Annotated in this window: 19 protein-coding genes; 8 read left to right on the forward strand and 11 right to left on the reverse strand. The window is 66.8% G+C overall.

The features are described from left to right. Positions 1-34: 34 nt before the first annotated feature. Positions 35-544, forward strand: coding sequence for a GNAT family N-acetyltransferase (locus NE2_RS04605; protein ID WP_218018554.1), 510 nt, complete (start codon positions 35-37; stop codon positions 542-544). 187 nt (positions 545-731) lie between these two features. On the opposite strand, the gene NE2_RS04610 is transcribed toward NE2_RS04605, so the two are convergent. Together NE2_RS04610 and NE2_RS04615 are read right to left on the reverse strand one after the other, a co-directional pair. Further along, a complete protein-coding gene (locus tag NE2_RS04610) occupies positions 732-938 on the reverse strand; it encodes a DUF397 domain-containing protein (protein WP_063024143.1) in 207 nt (68 codons plus the stop codon). Continuing rightward, positions 935-1,825, reverse strand: a complete 891-nt coding sequence (locus NE2_RS04615) for a helix-turn-helix domain-containing protein (RefSeq protein ID WP_063024239.1) — start codon at positions 1,823-1,825, stop codon at positions 935-937. The genes NE2_RS04610 and NE2_RS04615 overlap by 4 nt, the downstream gene beginning before the upstream one ends. Positions 1,826-2,176: 351 nt before the next feature. Between NE2_RS04615 and NE2_RS04620 the strand changes: the two genes are divergently transcribed. The 3 genes from NE2_RS04620 to NE2_RS04630 all read left to right on the forward strand — a co-directional run bounded on the left by NE2_RS04620 (position 2,177) and on the right by NE2_RS04630 (position 3,635). Next, on the forward strand, positions 2,177-2,362 hold the full coding sequence (locus NE2_RS04620; protein WP_063011028.1) for a hypothetical protein: 186 nt from the start codon (positions 2,177-2,179) through the stop codon (positions 2,360-2,362). A gap of 2 nt (positions 2,363-2,364) precedes the next feature. Further along, the gene (locus tag NE2_RS04625; protein ID WP_063024147.1) at positions 2,365-2,646 is read left to right on the forward strand and encodes a hypothetical protein; all 282 of its coding nucleotides are present in this window, start codon (positions 2,365-2,367) and stop codon (positions 2,644-2,646) included. Between the two features lie 422 nt (positions 2,647-3,068). After that, on the forward strand, positions 3,069-3,635 hold the full coding sequence (locus NE2_RS04630) for a Uma2 family endonuclease (RefSeq protein ID WP_063024149.1): 567 nt from the start codon (positions 3,069-3,071) through the stop codon (positions 3,633-3,635). A 66-nt stretch (positions 3,636-3,701) separates the two neighbouring features. Here the strand turns inward: NE2_RS04630 and NE2_RS04635 are convergent, their stop codons facing one another. Next, entirely contained in the window at positions 3,702-5,318 is a 1,617-nt protein-coding gene (locus tag NE2_RS04635) for a GMC family oxidoreductase (RefSeq protein ID WP_063024151.1), read from the reverse strand. Between the two features lie 327 nt (positions 5,319-5,645). On the opposite strand from NE2_RS04635, the gene NE2_RS04645 reads away from it, so the two are divergent. Continuing rightward, positions 5,646-6,137, forward strand: coding sequence for a glutathione peroxidase (locus NE2_RS04645; protein WP_063024155.1), 492 nt, complete (start codon positions 5,646-5,648; stop codon positions 6,135-6,137). A 28-nt stretch (positions 6,138-6,165) separates the two neighbouring features. Here NE2_RS04645 and NE2_RS04650 read toward each other — a convergent pair whose 3' ends face one another. Then, complete coding sequence (locus NE2_RS04650; protein ID WP_030516462.1) at positions 6,166-6,732, reverse strand: TetR/AcrR family transcriptional regulator; 567 nt, start codon at positions 6,730-6,732, stop codon at positions 6,166-6,168. A gap of 169 nt (positions 6,733-6,901) precedes the next feature. Between NE2_RS04650 and NE2_RS04655 the strand changes: the two genes are divergently transcribed. After that, the gene (locus NE2_RS04655) at positions 6,902-7,588 is read left to right on the forward strand and encodes a class I SAM-dependent methyltransferase (protein WP_063024157.1); all 687 of its coding nucleotides are present in this window, start codon (positions 6,902-6,904) and stop codon (positions 7,586-7,588) included. Positions 7,589-7,624: 36 nt separating this feature from the next. On the opposite strand, the gene NE2_RS04660 is transcribed toward NE2_RS04655, so the two are convergent. From NE2_RS04660 to NE2_RS04690, 7 genes are read right to left on the reverse strand one after another with little or no spacing between them, the layout of a single operon-like run. Continuing rightward, entirely contained in the window at positions 7,625-8,698 is a 1,074-nt protein-coding gene (locus NE2_RS04660) for a prenyltransferase (protein WP_063024159.1), read from the reverse strand. Continuing rightward, a complete protein-coding gene (locus NE2_RS04665) occupies positions 8,685-9,416 on the reverse strand; it encodes a class I SAM-dependent methyltransferase (protein WP_063024161.1) in 732 nt (243 codons plus the stop codon). The genes NE2_RS04660 and NE2_RS04665 overlap by 14 nt, the downstream gene beginning before the upstream one ends. Continuing rightward, positions 9,410-10,669, reverse strand: coding sequence for a glycosyltransferase family 4 protein (locus tag NE2_RS04670; protein WP_063024163.1), 1,260 nt, complete (start codon positions 10,667-10,669; stop codon positions 9,410-9,412). The genes NE2_RS04665 and NE2_RS04670 overlap by 7 nt, the downstream gene beginning before the upstream one ends. A 45-nt stretch (positions 10,670-10,714) precedes the next feature. Next, complete coding sequence (locus NE2_RS04675) at positions 10,715-11,575, reverse strand: LLM class F420-dependent oxidoreductase (protein WP_063024165.1); 861 nt, start codon at positions 11,573-11,575, stop codon at positions 10,715-10,717. 26 nt (positions 11,576-11,601) lie between these two features. Next, the gene (locus tag NE2_RS04680) at positions 11,602-13,086 is read right to left on the reverse strand and encodes an FAD-dependent oxidoreductase (protein WP_063011044.1); all 1,485 of its coding nucleotides are present in this window, start codon (positions 13,084-13,086) and stop codon (positions 11,602-11,604) included. Positions 13,087-13,100: 14 nt separating this feature from the next. Next, complete coding sequence (locus tag NE2_RS04685) at positions 13,101-13,529, reverse strand: carboxymuconolactone decarboxylase family protein (protein WP_030516455.1); 429 nt, start codon at positions 13,527-13,529, stop codon at positions 13,101-13,103. After that, a complete protein-coding gene (locus tag NE2_RS04690; RefSeq protein ID WP_063024167.1) occupies positions 13,519-14,448 on the reverse strand; it encodes an NAD(P)-dependent oxidoreductase in 930 nt (309 codons plus the stop codon). The genes NE2_RS04685 and NE2_RS04690 overlap by 11 nt, the downstream gene beginning before the upstream one ends. Positions 14,449-14,847: 399 nt before the next feature. Here NE2_RS04690 and NE2_RS04695 point away from each other — a divergent pair, with 399 nt between their 5' ends. Together NE2_RS04695 and NE2_RS04700 are read left to right on the forward strand one after the other, a co-directional pair. After that, positions 14,848-15,396: a nuclear transport factor 2-like protein gene (locus tag NE2_RS04695; protein ID WP_030516453.1), complete on the forward strand. Its 549-nt coding sequence runs from the start codon at positions 14,848-14,850 to the stop codon at positions 15,394-15,396. A 5-nt stretch (positions 15,397-15,401) separates the two neighbouring features. After that, on the forward strand, positions 15,402-16,643 hold the full coding sequence (locus tag NE2_RS04700; RefSeq protein ID WP_106958356.1) for a hypothetical protein: 1,242 nt from the start codon (positions 15,402-15,404) through the stop codon (positions 16,641-16,643). Position 16,644: the final 1 nt, after the last annotated feature.

Raw genomic sequence — 16,644 nt, forward strand, 5'->3', positions numbered from 1 at the left:
ATCTGGAGCTTGTTTCGTGTCTTCTATTTTCCCGGTGGCCGAGGTGGTCACCGAACGTCTTGTTCTGCGTCGCTGGACCCGCGCCGAGATCGACGCCGTCATCGCGGGTGGGCGCCTGCCACACTGGGCCGTTGACTTCCCGGCCGAAGGGGATCGGGTTGTCGCCGGTCTGATGCCGGATCATCCGGCCTGGTTGGCAGAATATGGTCATCGGCTGGTTGTCGAACGCGGCAGCGGCTTGATCGTCGGGTCCATCGGCTTGTTCTGGCCCCCGAGCAGTGGTGGGGTCGAAATCGGTTACGGCATCGTGCCGTCCCGGCGTGGTCACGGCTATGCGACCGAGGCCGCCCAGGCATTGACCGAATTAGCGTTCACCGCACCAGAAGTGCACACGGTGTTCGCGAAGGTGGAACTATCGAATCCCGCGTCGGTGCGGGTGCTGGAGAAATCCGGGTTCCGGCGATGGACCACACCCACCGACGAGAATGTCGTAGAGCTGCGCGTGACTCGCGCCGAGAGCGACGACGTTCGGGCGAGCGGGTGACCTCACTCCGGTAGTGCGATAGCCGGGCTTGGTGCCGGCGGCGTCGCCGCCGGCACGACCAGCACCAGATATGGTCAGCCGCGTGGATCGGGGTGAGTAGGAGCGCGCTGCCGGCAGGCGGCGGATCTCCGGTAGAAAAGTCGCCATCGCAAGGGCGTGCAAGTTTCAGTCACGCCCGACCAGTCGTTCAGGCGTGGTCCAGGGTGCCGTTGCGGAGAGCCGTGGTGAAGGCGTCCCATTCGGCAGGGGTGAAGACGAGGGCGGGGCCGGTGGGGTTCTTGGAGTCGCGGACGCCTACCAGGCCGTTGTCGAGGAACGCGGTCTCCACGCACTCTTTGCCGCCCCCACTGCGGCTGGATTTGAACCACTTGGCGCCGGCTAGGTCCAGGTTCACCGTTCGTGCTCCCTTGCTATCTGCCGCAGTCGGCGCTTGCTGTCTGCAACGTCGTGCGCCGCATCCCGAATGACGCTGTACGCCTGACGATACCTGGCGACGTCCTTTTCGCGCTCGAGATATAGATCGCCTGCAAAGGATTCGATGTACACGACTGTCGGAGACAGTTCGCGTCCCTTCGAGTCGGTGCCGAAGTCGAGGATGGCAAACGGACCTGTCGGGAGACCTGCGGGAAATCCCGTCTCGTAGGGCAGCACTCTCACCGTGACGTTAGCCGGAAGATTTGCTAGGTGATGGCATTGTGCCGCCATGATCTTTCCGCTGCCCACGACGGTGTGCAGTACCGATTCATGGATGACGAAATCGACCATGACCGGTTTGACCTTCCGAGTCAGCAACATCTGACGCTTGACGCGTAGCTGGATTCGCCGTTCCAGCTCCTGCTCGTTGATGTCGGAGTAGTAGCCCAGTTCAATTGCCCGAGCGTAGGCCGGTATTTGTAGGAGTCCTGCGACGATATGGGGTTGGAAGATCGACAGTTTCTCCGACGACGACTCCAATCCGACGTACAAATCGAAGTTTCCGGTGATCACATCATCGAATGCCTGCCACCAACTTTTCTCGGTGCTCTGCTTCGCCAGGCCGATGAGCCCCGCACACACCTCGGGATCGTCGATGTCGTAAATGCGGCACAGCGCCTCCACATCGAGCACGCGGATGCTGGGGGATTTCCCGGCCTCGAGCCGAGACAGTTTGCTCGCCGACCATTGCATCAGCGGCGCAACGTCTTCCAGCCGCAGGCCGACGCCGAGGCGGGCCTCCTTGAGATACCTCCCCAATTGCCGCCGGGGCAGAGTGGTCGAGCTGTCCTCACCGATGTTCGTCACGGATTCCTCGTTTGCATCGTGAGCGGTCGCCGTTTGCACGAGGAAAGAAATCGGCTACCCCCGTGCGAACCGCTCTGGGCCGTCGCAGAACCTTCGTTGCATATGCATGGCGCTATTGTCCCGCCGGCTCATTCGGTGGTCTTCTTGAGCCACCCCGATGGCCGGGAAACTCGAATCGGCAAGTCGCACAACCGTTGCCCCCGGATGCGACTACACCCGTGATGATACCGACGAGACATTACCGCGTAGCACCGACGCCGCAAGGTAATGGCCGAAAATGGCCCCGGCCATCGGGAGTACCACCAGTCGTATGTCCGCTGGTGCCCCGACGATGTCCGGAGGTGTTCTCCCGTGCACGGTTTGCGACCGATCATCCACAGCGCCCTGCCGACCATGACCACCACGCTCGCTCACCGCATCATGCAGGACCATCTCGACTGCCCGATCACGGTGTGCGCCAGGAAGTTACAGGCCAAACTCTGGCTCGTCGCGACGGGCGCCATGCACCCCGCCGACCGCCCGCACTTCGGGATCTGAGCATGACCAATCCGGTCTTCCACGGCCCGCTCGCCAACCCGATCTCCCCCGAACGGATGCATCGCGAGATCCACGCCGAACGCCACGCCGACTGCACCCCGCAGACCTGCGACATGCTCAGCAGCTGCCGCAACATCCTCACAACCCTCGGCCACGACCCCGAAGCCGCGACCACCGACCGATGCCCCGCCTGCCGCACCGGCGAAACGATGAAACCGTCCCGCTCGCAGGATGTTTCGACGCCACCATCCACACTCCCCACCGAGTGGCGCGAGCGGGCCTGAGGTGCCTGCTGGGTCCCCTCCCGACAAGGAGCGACGTATGACACCTTCTCTGCCGCAACGCATTCCACGAACACCCTCGGCACCGGCGATCCAAGGCGACCCACACTGGTACGCCGCAATCGCACAAGCCCTACGCGCCACCCCCGCCGCCCGCTTCCCCTGCCTGAACGACCTGATACCCCGCCGCCCGCCAACCCCTACCACAACCGACACCGCCAAGCTCTGGCCCTTCGCGCCGCGCTGACGCTGGCATGGTCGACGCAGTGACGAGCGATCGGCGGGGACGTTCTCTATCGCTGCAGCAACGCCTGCTACCTGCGCGTAGTAGCTTTCGGTATCCTGCAACTTGGCCTTGTGGTATCGGCATTTGTCTGCCGAATCCAGCGTGAACAGGCCCGGAGATGCCTGGGAGGAGCGGTGTCATGACTGTCGAGACCGTCACACCGGCGTGGATGCACCAGCAGATCACGGCAGCGGAATACGAATCCTGGTCCGAGGAGCAGTGTGCGGGCATCGAGATCGTGGACGGGATGGTCGTTGTGAGCCCCAGCGCGTCCAAGCGGCACAACCGGTTGGCACGGGTTCTGGCGAACGCGCTGGATGCCGCGTCGGGACCGGAATGGAACGCCGATACCGACTTCGATGTCCGTCTGCAGGATGTCCCGCTCACCAACCGCCGCCCGGATGTCGTGGTGTACCGAGCGGACACGATCGACGTCACCCCCACCCGCCCGGAACACGTGCTGCTGGTCGCGGAGGTCGTCTCGCCCGGATCCGAGACAACCGATCGGATCGTGAAGGTCGACCAATACGCCAAGGCGGGTATCGCCTTCTATTGGCGAGTCGAGCAGGCCGCGACCGGGGTCCCGCTGATCTACACCTACATCCTCGATCCCGCGACGAGGGCATATCGGACCGGCGAGATGTACACGGGCGTCATCAAGGCGGCGGTACCGTTCACCGTCGACATCGATCTCGGCGAAATCTGACGCCCCGCCGAGACGACGGCCTCGTCGCGATTTCGGATCGCGACGAGGCCGACAGAACGAGGCGAATTACGCCGAGGCGGTGATGAATTCGGCCGCCTTCTCACCGATCATGTAGCACGGCGCGTTGGTGTTGCCGCCGGTGATGCTCGGCATGATCGAGGCGTCGGCGACCCGCAGGCCCTCGATGCCGCGCACCCGCAGCTGCGGGTCGACGACCGCGCGCTCGTCCACGCCCATCCGGCAGGTGCCGACCGGGTGGTAGACCGAGTGGATCCGCATCGGCAGCTCTCGGCGCAGCGCGGTCTCGTCGGTGAACGCGGGGCCGGGGGAGAACTCCTCGGTGATGTCGCCGGCGATCGCCTTGTTCGCCGCGGCTTCGCGGATCATGCCGATGGCCTCGACCAGGAAGTCCATATCGGCCGGGTCCGAGAGGTAGCCCGGGTCGATCAGCGGCGAGGCCAGCGGGTCGGTGGAGGCCAGACGCAGTTCGCCGCGGCTCTTCGGGTAGATCAGGGTCGGGAAGATGGTCAGCGCCTCCCGCTTGTCCACCATGTGCAGCTTGTCCTCGTCCTGGTTGGGCGTCGGGTAGCTCCACGGCAGGGTGTGGATCTGCATATCCGGGATGTCCTTGGCGAACGAGGTCCGCACGAAGCCCACGGATTCGAAGACCGTGCGCCCGAACCAGGAGCTGCCGGGGCTGCGCAGTTCCTTGAGGAAACCGGCGGCGAAATGCGACGGAATGCCGCGGTGCAGCGCCTTCTTCGAGATGAAGGTCATCGGCACGAACAGGTGGTCGTGCAGGTTCTGGCCGACCGGCAGATCCGCGTTGACCTCGATGCCGAGGTCGCGCAGGTGCCCGGCGGGGCCGACGCCGGACAGCATCAGGATGTGCGCGGAACCCATCACGCCACCGGAGACCACGACCTCCTTCTCGGCGCGGATGATCCGGCGGCCCTTCTTCTCGATGACCTCGACGCCGGTGGCGCGGCCCTTCTCGATCACCACGCGCGCCACGTGCGCCTTGGTGACGACCTTCAGATTCGGGTTGGGGCGGTTGGTGATGAAGCCGCGAGAGGAGCTGTAGCGCAGGCCGTCTCGCACGCTCTGCTGGAAGATGCTGATGCCCTCTTGGGACTCACCGTTGTAGTCCTCGATGACCGGGACGCCGAAGGTTTCGGCCGCGGCCTCCATCCACTCCTGGGCGATCGGGGTCAGTTCCTTCTGCCGCGTCACCTCGATGGGACCGCCGGAACCGCGCAGCTCGCTGGCGCCGCCCTCCCAGTTCTCCAGGCGCTTGTAGGCAGGCAGCACGTCCTCGTAGCTCCAGCCCTCGCAGCCCTCGGCGGCCCAGGAGTCGAAGTTGGCCTTGTTGCCGCGCACGAAGAGCATGCCGTTGACCGAACTCGAACCGCCCAGCACCTTGCCGCGCGTCATCGGTACCCGGCGCTCGGCGGCATGCTTCTGCGGAATCGAGTACTGCGACCAGGTGACCTGGTGCTTGAGCTGCGGAACCGTGTGGACCGTCGTGATCATGCCCGGGACCGTGACCAACTTGGTGTTGTCCTTGCGGCCGGCCTCGAGCAGGATGACGCTGGCGCCCTGCTCGGCGAGCCGACTCGCGACAGTGGCACCGGAGCTGCCCGCGCCGATGACGATGTAATCGGCTGCGCTGGTGTCGGTCATGTTCGGTTACCTCATCTTCGAAGTGGTAGCGGCTGATCGCGGCTCCGCTCGGCGCGGGAGCGTGCCTCAGCTCACTGTAGAACAAGTTCTAATAATGGTGAAGACGCGCGTTGGGGAAAAAATGATCTCCGGGACGCGGTCCGGGAGCGACTTCCTGGCTATGACCAGGGATGTTGTTCACGTCACATCATAGAACAGGTTGCAGTTCTTCGTCGACGCGGAGAGGTGGCGACGAGGGTTTGCCAACTCCCGTCGGCCCGCCGGGGGACGGGTCCGGCGGCGGAAGTCGCCCTCGCGGCGGCCGAGATTCCACCTATCATTTCGACTGTGACCGATATTCGTGAAATTCCCGTACAGACGCTCGCCGGTGAACCCGCGACCCTCGCCGAACTCGCCGGTGACAAGGCGCTGCTAGTGGTCAACGTCGCCTCGAAATGTGGTCTGACACCGCAGTACACCGGACTGGTGGCGCTGCAGCAGGCCTACGGCTCACGCGGATTCAGCGTCGTCGGCGTGCCGTGCAACCAGTTCATGGGACAGGAACCGGGCACCGCCGAGGAGATCCAGCAGTTCTGCTCGACCACCTACGGGGTGGATTTCCCGCTGCTGGCCAAGGTCGACGTCAACGGTGACGACCGGCATCCGCTGTATCGCGAACTCGTACAGAACGCCGATGCCGAAGGCGATGCCGGCGATATTCAATGGAATTTCGAAAAGTTCCTGATCGATCGTGACGGTAAGGTCGTCGGTCGTTTCCGTCCACGCACCGAACCGCAGGATCCGAGTGTGGTCGCGGCGATCGAAGCGGTATTGCCGTAATTTCCGGACGCCGCCGGAAATCGCGTATTCAGTCCCGCAGCACCTGTAGGGCCGATTTTTCCAGCCGGTCCGCGATTTCGGCATACGAGGCGTAACCCACGCCGGCGCGAACCAGGGCGCCGGCATAAAGCAATTCGAGCGTCTCCACCACATCGGGATCGGCGTCCGGGCCCAGCGCGTCCAGCAGGCGCCGCCGGATCTCGGTCCCGATGCGCAGGCGCAGATGCGCGACGTCGGGATCGGTGCCCAGCAGCGCGCTGGTCACCGCGCCCGCCAGCGCGGGTTCGTCGGCGACCAGCATCGCGATCTGGCGCAGGACGGCGACGACCCGGGTGGTCCGGTCGGCGCCCGCCTCCGGCTCGGGCGGCGCATCGGCGGCCAGCCGCCGCCAGAAGACTTCGGCGACCAGGTGTTCCTTGGAAGAGAAATAGGTGTAGGCGGTGGCCGTACCCACTCCGGCGGCCGCGGCCACCATGCGCACGGTGAGACCGGCGAAGCCCTCGCGCGACAGAACTTCCAGCGCGGCCTTGGTCAGCCGGTCGACGGTATCGGCCTGCTTCTCGGTGAGGCGGCGGCGAGTTGCCTCCATATTCACCGGTGTAGGCTCGGTGGAAATGGGATCGGACACGTGTCTGGATGCTACTGTAGTGAAGCTTCGAAAGCAACTCGCATACCCGTTGCCGAAGCGGATACAGTCGCAAATCACAAAATATCGCATCCGCTCGCAAAGTATCGAGAGATGATTTCCGAAAGGTGTTGTTCTGATGACTCGTGCCGATTCGATAATTCCCGCGGAATCCGAAATTTCCGCGGATACTCGCCGATTGTTCGAGCTGGCCGAGCAGGCGATCGGCTTCATGCCGGTCGAGGAGGGACGCGCGCTCTACGAGGCCGCCCGGCGCTACGCGGGCGACGGGATAATCGTGGAAATCGGCACCTACTGCGGTAAGTCGGCGATCTATCTCGGTGCGGCGGCCCGCGAAACCGGCGCCACCGTCTACACCATCGACCATCATCACGGGTCCGAGGAACATCAGCCCGGCTGGGAATATCACGACACCTCGCTGGTCGATCCCGAAACCGGCCGCTTCGACACCGTCACCACATTCCGCCGCACCATGGTGCGCGCGGAATTGACCGATACCGTGGTCGGCGTCGTGGGCCCCTCGGCGACCGTGGCGAAGCACTGGCGCAGCCCGATCCGGCTGCTGTTCATCGACGGCGGGCATACCGAGGCCGCGGCCCAGCGCGATTACGACGGCTGGGCGCACTGGGTGGCGGCCGGTGGTGTGCTGGCCATCCACGACGTCTTCCCGGATCCGGCCGACGGCGGGCAGGCCCCGTACCACATCTACCGAAAGGCGTTGGACAGCGGCAATTTCCGCGAAGTCGCGGCCATCGGATCGCTGCGGTTGCTCGAGCGCGGCACGGGGTGCGGCGGCAAGGGCTGAAACGGCCGAAGCGGAAGCGATGAGGTCGCGGCCGGCTCAGCTGGGTGAACGCACGCAGTCGCAGGTGAGGCCGGTCGCGATATCCGCCCCGGGCACCAGGTCGCGGAAGATCCCGTTGCCGCCGGTGGTGCGGGTCAGCGCGTCGGCGGCCAGCACCGCCGCCGCACCGGTCCAGGTGGTGCGCTCCTCCGGCCAGCGCTTGCCGTCGGCGAAAACCAGTCCGGTCCAATAGGATCCGTCGTCCTCGCGCAGGTGCTGGATACTCGCCAGCAGGCGCAGCGCGCGATCGGAATCGCCGAGGGTGTCCAGCGCCAGTGCCAGTTCGCAGGTTTCGGCGCCGGTCACCCACGGCCGGTCGGAGACGCAGCGAATGCCGATCTCGCCGACGACGAAATCGCTCCAGCGCGAGGCGATCCGGGCATGTCCCGCCTCTCCGCGCAGCGCCCCGCCCAGCACCGGGTAGTACCAATCCATCGAATACCGGTCCTTCTCGGCGAAGGCTTCCGGATGATGCCGCAGTGCGTGGCCGAGGCGCAGGGCCGCGACCTCCCATTCCGGCTGGGCGAGGCCGAGCAGTTCCGCGATCGCCAGCCCACAGCCGATGCTGTGGAACATGCTCGAGCAGCCGGTCAGCAAAGCCTCGGGCAGGATGCCCTGTTCGGTCTGCAGCCAATAGATCTCGCCGTTGCGTCCTTGCTGCAACGAGATGACGTAGTCGATCGCCGCGCGCACGGTCGGCCACATCGCGTCCGCGAAGCGCCGATCACCGGTGCAGCGGTAGTAGTGCCAGACACCGGTGGCGATGTAGGCGCAGAAATTGGTGTCGGTATCGGCGGTCTCGACGACGTCGCCGCGAAATTGCGACGGCCAGGAGCCGTCCGTGCGCTGGGTGTCCGCCGACCAGGCGTAGGCGGCGCGCGCGGCGTCGTACAGACCCGCCACCGTCAGCGCCATCGCCGACTCGACATGGTCCCAGGGATCGGTGTGCCCACCCCGGAACCACGGGATGGCGCCGTCGCTGTGCTGTTGTGCGGCAATGGATTCCGCGGTGGCCAGGCACTGCCGGGCGGTGAGAACGCCGGGAATCGAGGGCAGCTCAGCGGCGCGCACCGGACACCGCCGGCTTGGTGAAGTACAAGGCGACGCTCTTGCCGATCACCGGGTCCAGGGCCGATTCGGCGACACGGGTCAGCCACGGCCGTTTCATCATGTCCCACACCAGCATCCGGTGATACAGCTGCACCGGCCGGGCATCGGGCTTGTCCACGCCGACCAGGCACTTCAGCCACCAGTACGGGGCATGCAGCGCGTGCGCGTGTTCGCTGTGGATGAAGCGCATGCCGCGTGCGGCGACCTTGCCGCGCAGTTCGTCGGCGCGGTAGATGCGCACGTGGCCGCCCTCGTTGGCGTGGTATTCGTCCGAGAGCAGCCAGCAGATCCGCTCGGGCAGCCAGCGCGGCACCGTGATAGCCAGGGCCCCACCGGGTTTCAGAATGCGCACCAGTTCCGCGATCGCGCCGTCGTCGGCCGGAATGTGCTCGAGGATCTCGGAGGCGATGACCACGTCGAATTCGCCGTCCTCGAAGGGCATGGCCAGCGCGTCGCCCTGGACCGTCTCGGCCTGCGCGTAGTCGGGGGCCTCGCCGGCCTCGGCCAGCGCGCCGAACATGACCTTCACATCGGCGAGATCGTCGGCGTTCTGATCGAAGGCGACGATATCGGCGCCGCGCCGATACGCCTCGAAGGAATGGCGACCCTGTCCGCATCCCACATCGATGACCCGCAGGCCCGGACCGATTCCCAAGCGGTCGAAATCGACGGTCAGCATACGTTCGCCTCCTGTGTATCGGCGGTCAGGTCGGTGCCCTGGCGGCGGGCGATGGCGCGTTCGTACACCGAAACGGTTTGGGCTGCCACGGCCTCCCAGCTGAAGACGGTGAGTGCGCGATGGCGCCCGGCGGCGCCGAGGTCGTCGATGCGACGCGGATTGTCGAGCAATTTCCCGAGGACGCCGGTCAGTTCGTCCACATTGCCGGGCTTCACCAGTTCGGCACAGTCGGCCGCCACCTCCGGCAGTGCGCCGGCCCGGCTGGCGACCAGGGCGGTGCCGCTGGCCAGCGCCTCCACGGCGGGCAGCGAGAAACCCTCGTACATGGACGGAATGCAGGAGATCTGCGCCGAGGCCAGCAGTTCGGCCAGTGCCTCGTCGGACAGTCCGCTCGACACCGTGACGATATCGGAGATGCCCAGTTCGGCGATCAGCTTCTCGGTGGGGCCGTTCGGTTCCAGCTTGGCCACCAGTTGCAATTCGACGTCGTGGGTGAGCCGCAGCCGCGCGAGCGCCTGCAGCAGGTGAGAGATGCCCTTGAGCGGTTTGTCGGCGCTGGCCACAGCCACGATCCGGCCCGGTACGCGACGCTCGCGCGGCCGGAACAGTTCGGTGTCGACGCCGAGCGGGACCACCCGCAACTGGGAGGCGTCGACGCCGAAGTCGTCGGCGATGTCGGCCGCTGAGGTCGAGGAGACGGTGATCAGATCCGGAATAAGCCGGGCGACGCGCTGCTGCATGCCGAGGAACCCGTACCAGCGGTGGACGAACGCCTTGCGCCGCCACGGCGCGGCCGCCAGATCGACGGCCCGGTCGCGGGTGATCGGATGGTGGATGGTGGCCACCAGCGGCACCCGGCGGGCGATGTCGAGCAGTCCGGAACCCAGGCACTGGTTGTCGTGCACGACATCGAAATCCGCTGCGCGCGAACGCAACAGCCGTGCCGCGCGCAGGCTGAACGTGCGCGGCTCGGGGAATCCGGCGGTCCACATCGTGCCCAGTTCCAGCAGGTCGATGCGGTCGCGGATCTCCCCGGGCCGCGGCGTGCGGAACGGATCGGAATCGCGGTAGAGATCCAGGCTCGGCACCTCGGTCAGCTTTACCCGGGGATCGAGCAGTTCCGGGTAGGGCTGTCCGGAGAACACCTCGACCTCATGGCCGAGTTCGGCCAGGCCGTGGCTCAACTTCCGGACATACACCCCCTGCCCGCCACAGTGGGTCTTGCTGCGGTAGGACAGCAGGGCGATACGCACGTCTTCGGCTCACTTCCTGTTCAGGCGCCAGGTCGCGGTGGTGGTTCAGGCGCTCGCGCGCAGGGGCGCGAGCTTGCCGGCCAGGCGGTCGAGATAGGCCAGCACCTCGGCTTCGGACTTGTCCGGCAGTCCGTACAGTACGTCGGTCACCCCGGCGGCGCTCCATTCGGCCAGCCGTTGCGTGTCGGGTTTGCCGTCGAGGGCGACCACTCGCGGGGTGTCCTCGCGGCCGGCCTCCTGCCACACCTTGGTCAGCAGTTGCAGGCGTTCCAGCAGCGTGTGGGTCTCGTACGGGGTGGTGATCCAGCCGTCGGCCGAGCGCGCGATCCAGCGGAAGCCCTGTTCGGTGCCCGCGGTGCCGATCAGCACCGGCACCTTCGCCTGCACCGGCTTCGGCCACGCCCAGCTGGGGCCGAACTTCACGAAATCGCCGTCGTAGCTCGCCTCTTCCTCGGTCCACAGCGCTCGCATGGCCTCGAGGTACTCGCGCAGCACCGTGCGGCGCTTGTTGCCGGGCACGCCGTGGTCGGCGAGTTCGTCGGTGTTCCAGCCGAATCCGGCGCCGACGCTGACCCGGCCGCCGGACAGATGGTCCAGGGTCGCGATGGTCTTGGCCAGCGTGATGGGATCGTGTTCGGTGGGAAGTGCCACCGCCGTGGACAATTCGATGCGTTCGGTGACCGCCGCCGCGGTGGCCAGCGCCACCCACGGGTCCAGGGTGCGCATGTACCGGTCGTCGGGCAGGCTCTCGTCGCCGGTCAGTGGATGCGCCGCCTCCCGTTTGATCGGGATGTGGGTGTGCTCGGGCACGAAGAACGACTCGAAGCCGCGCTCCTCGGCGGCCGCGGCCGCGACCGCCGGCCGGATGCCGCGGTCGCTGGTGAACAGGACGATGCCGAAACGCATGATGTTCCTTTCGGTTCGGTCGGGCATCAGCTCGAGGCCGGACCGTCGTTGGCGGCGGCGCGGCCCGCGCGGCGACCGTAGAAGCTGCCGTCGCCGAGGGAGGTGCCGCTGGCATAGCCGCCCGCGCAGACACCGGAGGTGCAGCGGCCCGCGGCGTACAGGCCGGGGATCGGCTCGCCCGTGACGTGGATGACCCGGGAATCCAGATCGGTGCGCAGACCGCCCAGGGTGAATCCGGCGGTGAAGTTGCGCATATCGAACCCGGCCACCGGTGTGCCGATCGGCTTCACCCACTCCGGCTTCTTGCCCAGCAGCGGATCGGAGCCGGATTCGGCGTGCCGGTTGTAGACCTCGACGGTGGCCTGCAGCGAGCCCGCGGGCAGGCCCATATCGCTTTCGAGTTCCTCGACCGTCTCCGCCGCCCAGGTGGGGGGCTGGCGGAAGAAGGGGCTGCTGGTCTCGGTCTTCAGCGCTTCCTCGAGCGCGGCCTCGTCGATGATCAGGTAGGCCTGGTTGTCCTGCTGGATCAGCGTGGCCTGGCCGATCCGGCCCGGATAGGTGTCCTCGGCGATGTAGCGCTGCCCCCGGCCGTTGACCAGAATGCCGCGGACCATCATCTGCGGATCGCCGAAGAAGGCGACCTCGGTGGCGTCCATATGCGCCAATTCGGCGCCGAGCGCCTGGGCGACCCGGATGCCGATGCCGTCGTGTTCCTCGATCGCGGCGGCGGGCCGGCCGATGAGTCGCGGGGCGTAGCCCTCGATCATCCGCTGCTCGTAGGCGAAGCTGCCGGTGGCCAGCACCACGCCGCGGCGAGCGCGGACGGTGATCTCCTTGCCGTAGCGCTTGGCCACCACGCCCACGACGCGATTGTCGGCCGCGACCACGAGCCGCTGAATCCGGATGTCGTATTCGGCTCGCACACCGAGGGATTCGGCGGTGTCGGTGAGCGGCTTCATCAGCATGTAGCCGCCGCCCTGCTCGCCGATGCGCTTGTTCTGCATCTGCGGCAGGTGGCCGCGCGGCGCCGGGGTGGCGATGTCCTTGAACGGCGCGGCGTTCTCACCGCCGGAGTACATCAGGCCCTCGTCGTGCGGGGGTTCCCAGCCCGGCTCGCCCCAGAATTCCTCTTTGAACGGAACACCTTGGGCGACAAGCCAGTTGAAGTGTTCGACGCTGCCCTGGCAGTAGTCGTGGATCTTGGCCTCGTCCACGCCGGGCCCGAGGGCGGCCAGCATGAACTTCTCCATGTTCTCCGGGGTGTCCTCGAAACCGAGCGCCTTCTGCAGCGGAGTGCCGCCACCCAGATAGATGAATCCGCCCGACAGGGAGGCCGCACCGCCCCAGCCGCCGGTGCGCTCGAGCACCAGCACGTCCGCGCCGGCCCGGGCGGCCTCGATCGCGGCGGCGACGCCGGCGATGCCGTATCCGGCGATCACCACATCGGCCTCGTAGTCCCAGTCGGTGATGTCGGCGGCGGGCTGGGGGCGTACACCCAGGGTGTCGGACATGGTGGGTTCGTTCCTCACTTCTCGGCGGATTCGGCGGCTCGGGCGGCGGCCTTTTTCTCGTTGGCCTTTTTCTCGGCGGCCACGACTTTGCCGACGACGCTGTCGAGTTTCGTCCCGGCGGCCCAGCCGGTGTAGTGGCACAGGAAGATCGCGATCTCGCGCAACTGCTCCTCGGTCAGTTCACCGTTGCGCAGGGCCGCGCTGACCTGGATCTCGGTGACGTCGAGGTGGCCCTGTGCGGTGAGCGCGCCGAGCAGCAGCAGGCGACGATCACGCACGGACAGTTCCGGGCGGCTCCAGATGTCGGCGAACAGATGGTCCGCCGTCACGGCGAAATGCGCGCCGGGTCCGTCGGACATCTCCCAGCCGTAGACCTCGCCCATCTTGGCCACCCCGCGCGCGCGACGCTGTTCGGGGGTGAGGCCGTCGGTTTCAGCGCTCATTGCTCTCCTCGGAAGTGTCGGTGGCTGTCCGCGCGGCCCGGGAGATATCGCCGGGGCCGACGCCGAGCCCGTCGCCGAGTCCGCTCAAAGCCATTCGGGCGAAGGGCAACTCGACGCCGAGTCGCTCGCCCAGGGCCAGTGCCAGCGACAGATCCTTCTCACCCAGATCGCGGGTATGCGTGAAGATCGAATGCCAGAAGTCGTCCACCGCGACCGGTGCGGTGGTATCGCGCAGCATGATCGCGCCCGCCCCGCCGGTGATGGCATCCGAATGCCGGACCACCTTGCCCAGGTCGACGATGTTCAGCCCGGCCGCCTCGGCCAGTCGCTGTGCCTCCGCGGTGGCCGTGAACGAGACGAAATGCAGCAGGTTGCGGGCCAGTTTCATCCGGGTGCCGGCGCCGACCTCGCCCGCGTGCACCACCAGTTCGGCCCAGTAGCCGAACGGTTCGCTCACCTTCTCGAAGGCGGCGTCGCTGCCGCCCACCATGACCGCGAGCGACCCCTTCTTGGCCCCCGCGCCGCCGCCGCTGACCGGGGCGTCGACGAAGTCCACCTCGTGTTCGGCGCAGATGCCGGCGAGTTCTACGGCGGTCCGGTCGCTGATGGTCGAATGCACGGCGATCACCGTGCCGGGGCGCGCGGTGCTCAGCAGGCCGTCCGGACCGGTGACCACGGATCGGACCTGCGCGTCGTTGAGGACGACCACCGAGATCACCCCGGCGCGCTCGGCGACCTCGGCCGCCGTCTTCGCCGGCTCGGCGCCGCCGTCGACGAACGGCTGCACGGCCTCGGCCCGGGTGTCGCAGACGACGAGGCCGCCGGGGCGCTTCAGCAGCCGCTCGGCCATCGGCGCACCCATGTTGCCGAGGCCGATGAAGCCCGCAGCGCTGGTGCTGTCGTTCGTGGACCCGCTCATGGGTACCTTTCGATGCTGTCTGGACACGTGTACGGAACTATAGGTTCGACTCTGATCTTGGCGCAAGAACTTGTTTCAATTCCGCGGTTGTGTCAAGGCGGCGGAACCAGCGCCGACCACGGCGTGGACGGTTGCCGGCACCCTGGTCGAGCGTCCGCCTCTTCGTAGCAAAAATGGTCGATCCATTGTCGGTCCCCGATTGCGGTGGTACCGTCCAGACACATGTCCAGCGATGTGTCTTTCGCGCCTGTCCGCGAGGGATATCCCGGCCTGAACTCGTTCTCGAAAACGGGCTGACGGACCACGACGTTCGCGGTCGCCGCAGCCCGGTGACCGCCCGGATCAGGCCGTGCCGGATATCGGCGCCGGCCTTCGACACAGAATGTGAAGGAAGCTGCGATGTCCGGTTTTTCCCGGGACGAACTCGACGAGATGGTCCGCCGCTGGGTGGTCGAGAACGAGCGCTGCGAGGCGGCGGGGGACTGGCGGCCGCTGGCCGACATGTACACCGAGGACGCCACCTACGGCTGGAACTACGGACCGACCCAGGAATTCATGGCGGTGGGCCGCGACGAGATTCGAGAACTGGCGCTGGGACAGGAGATGGACGGCCTCGAGGGCTGGACCTACCCATACCAGGAATTCGTCGTCGACGAGCGCAGCGGCAACGTGATCGGCTTGTGGAAGCAGGTCAACGAGAACACCCGCCCCGACGGCCGCCACTACAGCCCGGAGGGCATCGGCGGCAGCTGGTTCCGCTACGGCGGCAACTTCCAATGGTCCTGGCAGCGTGACTTTTTCGACTTCGGCAACGTCTCGGCGCTGTTCGTGGAGATGATCACCGCGAACGCGCTGTCGGAGGGGATGCAGAAGCGGATCGAGCGCTCGGGCGCGGGACCGCTGCCGGGCTGGTACAAGATCGGCGAGTCGCCGGTCCCGCTGTGGTGAGCGCGATGCCCGCGAGTCGCTTCGCCACACTCAGCCGGAAGCAACTGGCCGCGCTGGTGCCCGAACTGCTGCTGTGCGGGCATCTCATCGATCGCTCCGGGATGGCGCATTCGATCGGCGCCTTCGGGCGTGACGGGATGGCGGAGGTGGCGATCGAGGAATGGCAGCTGGCCAGCCCGATCTACACCCGCCGGATGCGCGCGGCCCTCGATATCCCCGGCGACGGCGTCGTCACGATATTCAAAGGGCTGCAACTGGATATCGGCGCGCCGCCGCAGTTCATGGACTTCCGGTTCCGGGTCGACGATGACCACAACGGCGAGTTCTGGCTCGACCACTGCGGTGCGCTCGCCGACGTCGAGCCGATGGGTGAGGACTACGTGGTGGCCATGTGCCACACCATCGAGGACCCCACCTTCGACGCGACCGCGCTGGCCACCAATCCGCATGCGCAGGTGCGCCCGATCCACCGGCCGCCCCGGCAGCCGGCCGATCGAGTGCCGGTGTGCGCGTGGACGGTTCGCATCGACCCGGCCAACGAACCGCCCGCGGTCCCGCGCAATGCGGCGCGCATGGCCGAATTCGCCGCTGTCGACCTCGAATTGGCGCCGATCGAAGCCGGGGGTCCGGGCCGGTCCGACTACCGCGGGCCACTGCTGAGCGATATCGACTTCGCGGACTTCTCGCATTCGGCGCTGGTCCGGATGGCCGACGAGGTGTGCCTGCAGCAGCATCTGCTGAACCTCGGATTCCTGATCGCGGTCGGCGAGCGCGCGGACGCGGAGACCACCGCCACGATCGCGCGCAAACAGTTCACCGGGATCGCCGGGCTCACCTCCGAACGCCTGCGCGCGGTACTGGGCCTCGGTACCGGCTTCGAGGATCTGGCCCAGGTGCTGCGGCTGCATCCGGCGTGGAATCCGCTGCCCTACGTCGACATGCGGATCGACGCCTATCACGATTCCGCGATCCTGCGCATCGCGCGCGACAGTCCCGGTGTGCGCGACGGCGGCTGGCCGGCCGCCGTCGACGCCGAACATCTGGAGCCGCTGGCGGCCATGGTGCGCGGGGTGAATCCGCTATTCGACGTGCACGCCCGCGAGGGCGACGAGCGCGAACTCGTGGTCGAGATCACCGCTGCCACAACGCCTTTCCGAGAATCGCCGGAGGTGGCGATCACTCGGTTCAGCACCGGGGCGGAGTTCCACTTCGCGCCCCGGCAGTCGCTGCCGCTGACGGTCGTCTGAC

Source organism: Nocardia elegans NBRC 108235 (assembly GCF_001612845.1).
In the GTDB taxonomy this organism is placed as follows: Bacteria; Actinomycetota; Actinomycetes; order Mycobacteriales; family Mycobacteriaceae; genus Nocardia; species Nocardia nova.

Excerpts from the sequence above, each read along its gene's own strand:
- NE2_RS04675 (WP_063024165.1), bottom strand. The coding sequence starts at position 11,575 with ATGCGTTTCGGCATCGTCCTGTTCACCAGCGACCGCGGCATCCGGCCG.
- NE2_RS04685 (WP_030516455.1), bottom strand. The coding sequence starts at position 13,529 with ATGAGCGCTGAAACCGACGGCCTCACCCCCGAACAGCGTCGCGCGCGC.
- NE2_RS04680 (WP_063011044.1), bottom strand. The coding sequence starts at position 13,086 with ATGTCCGACACCCTGGGTGTACGCCCCCAGCCCGCCGCCGACATCACC.
- NE2_RS04655 (WP_063024157.1), top strand. The coding sequence starts at position 6,902 with ATGACTCGTGCCGATTCGATAATTCCCGCGGAATCCGAAATTTCCGCG.
- NE2_RS04690 (WP_063024167.1), bottom strand. The coding sequence starts at position 14,448 with ATGAGCGGGTCCACGAACGACAGCACCAGCGCTGCGGGCTTCATCGGC.
- NE2_RS04625 (WP_063024147.1), top strand. The coding sequence starts at position 2,365 with ATGACCAATCCGGTCTTCCACGGCCCGCTCGCCAACCCGATCTCCCCC.
- NE2_RS04635 (WP_063024151.1), bottom strand. The coding sequence starts at position 5,318 with ATGACCGACACCAGCGCAGCCGATTACATCGTCATCGGCGCGGGCAGC.
- NE2_RS04630 (WP_063024149.1), top strand. The coding sequence starts at position 3,069 with ATGACTGTCGAGACCGTCACACCGGCGTGGATGCACCAGCAGATCACG.
- NE2_RS04665 (WP_063024161.1), bottom strand. The coding sequence starts at position 9,416 with ATGCTGACCGTCGATTTCGACCGCTTGGGAATCGGTCCGGGCCTGCGG.
- NE2_RS04695 (WP_030516453.1), top strand. The coding sequence starts at position 14,848 with ATGTCCGGTTTTTCCCGGGACGAACTCGACGAGATGGTCCGCCGCTGG.
- NE2_RS04700 (WP_106958356.1), top strand. The coding sequence starts at position 15,402 with ATGCCCGCGAGTCGCTTCGCCACACTCAGCCGGAAGCAACTGGCCGCG.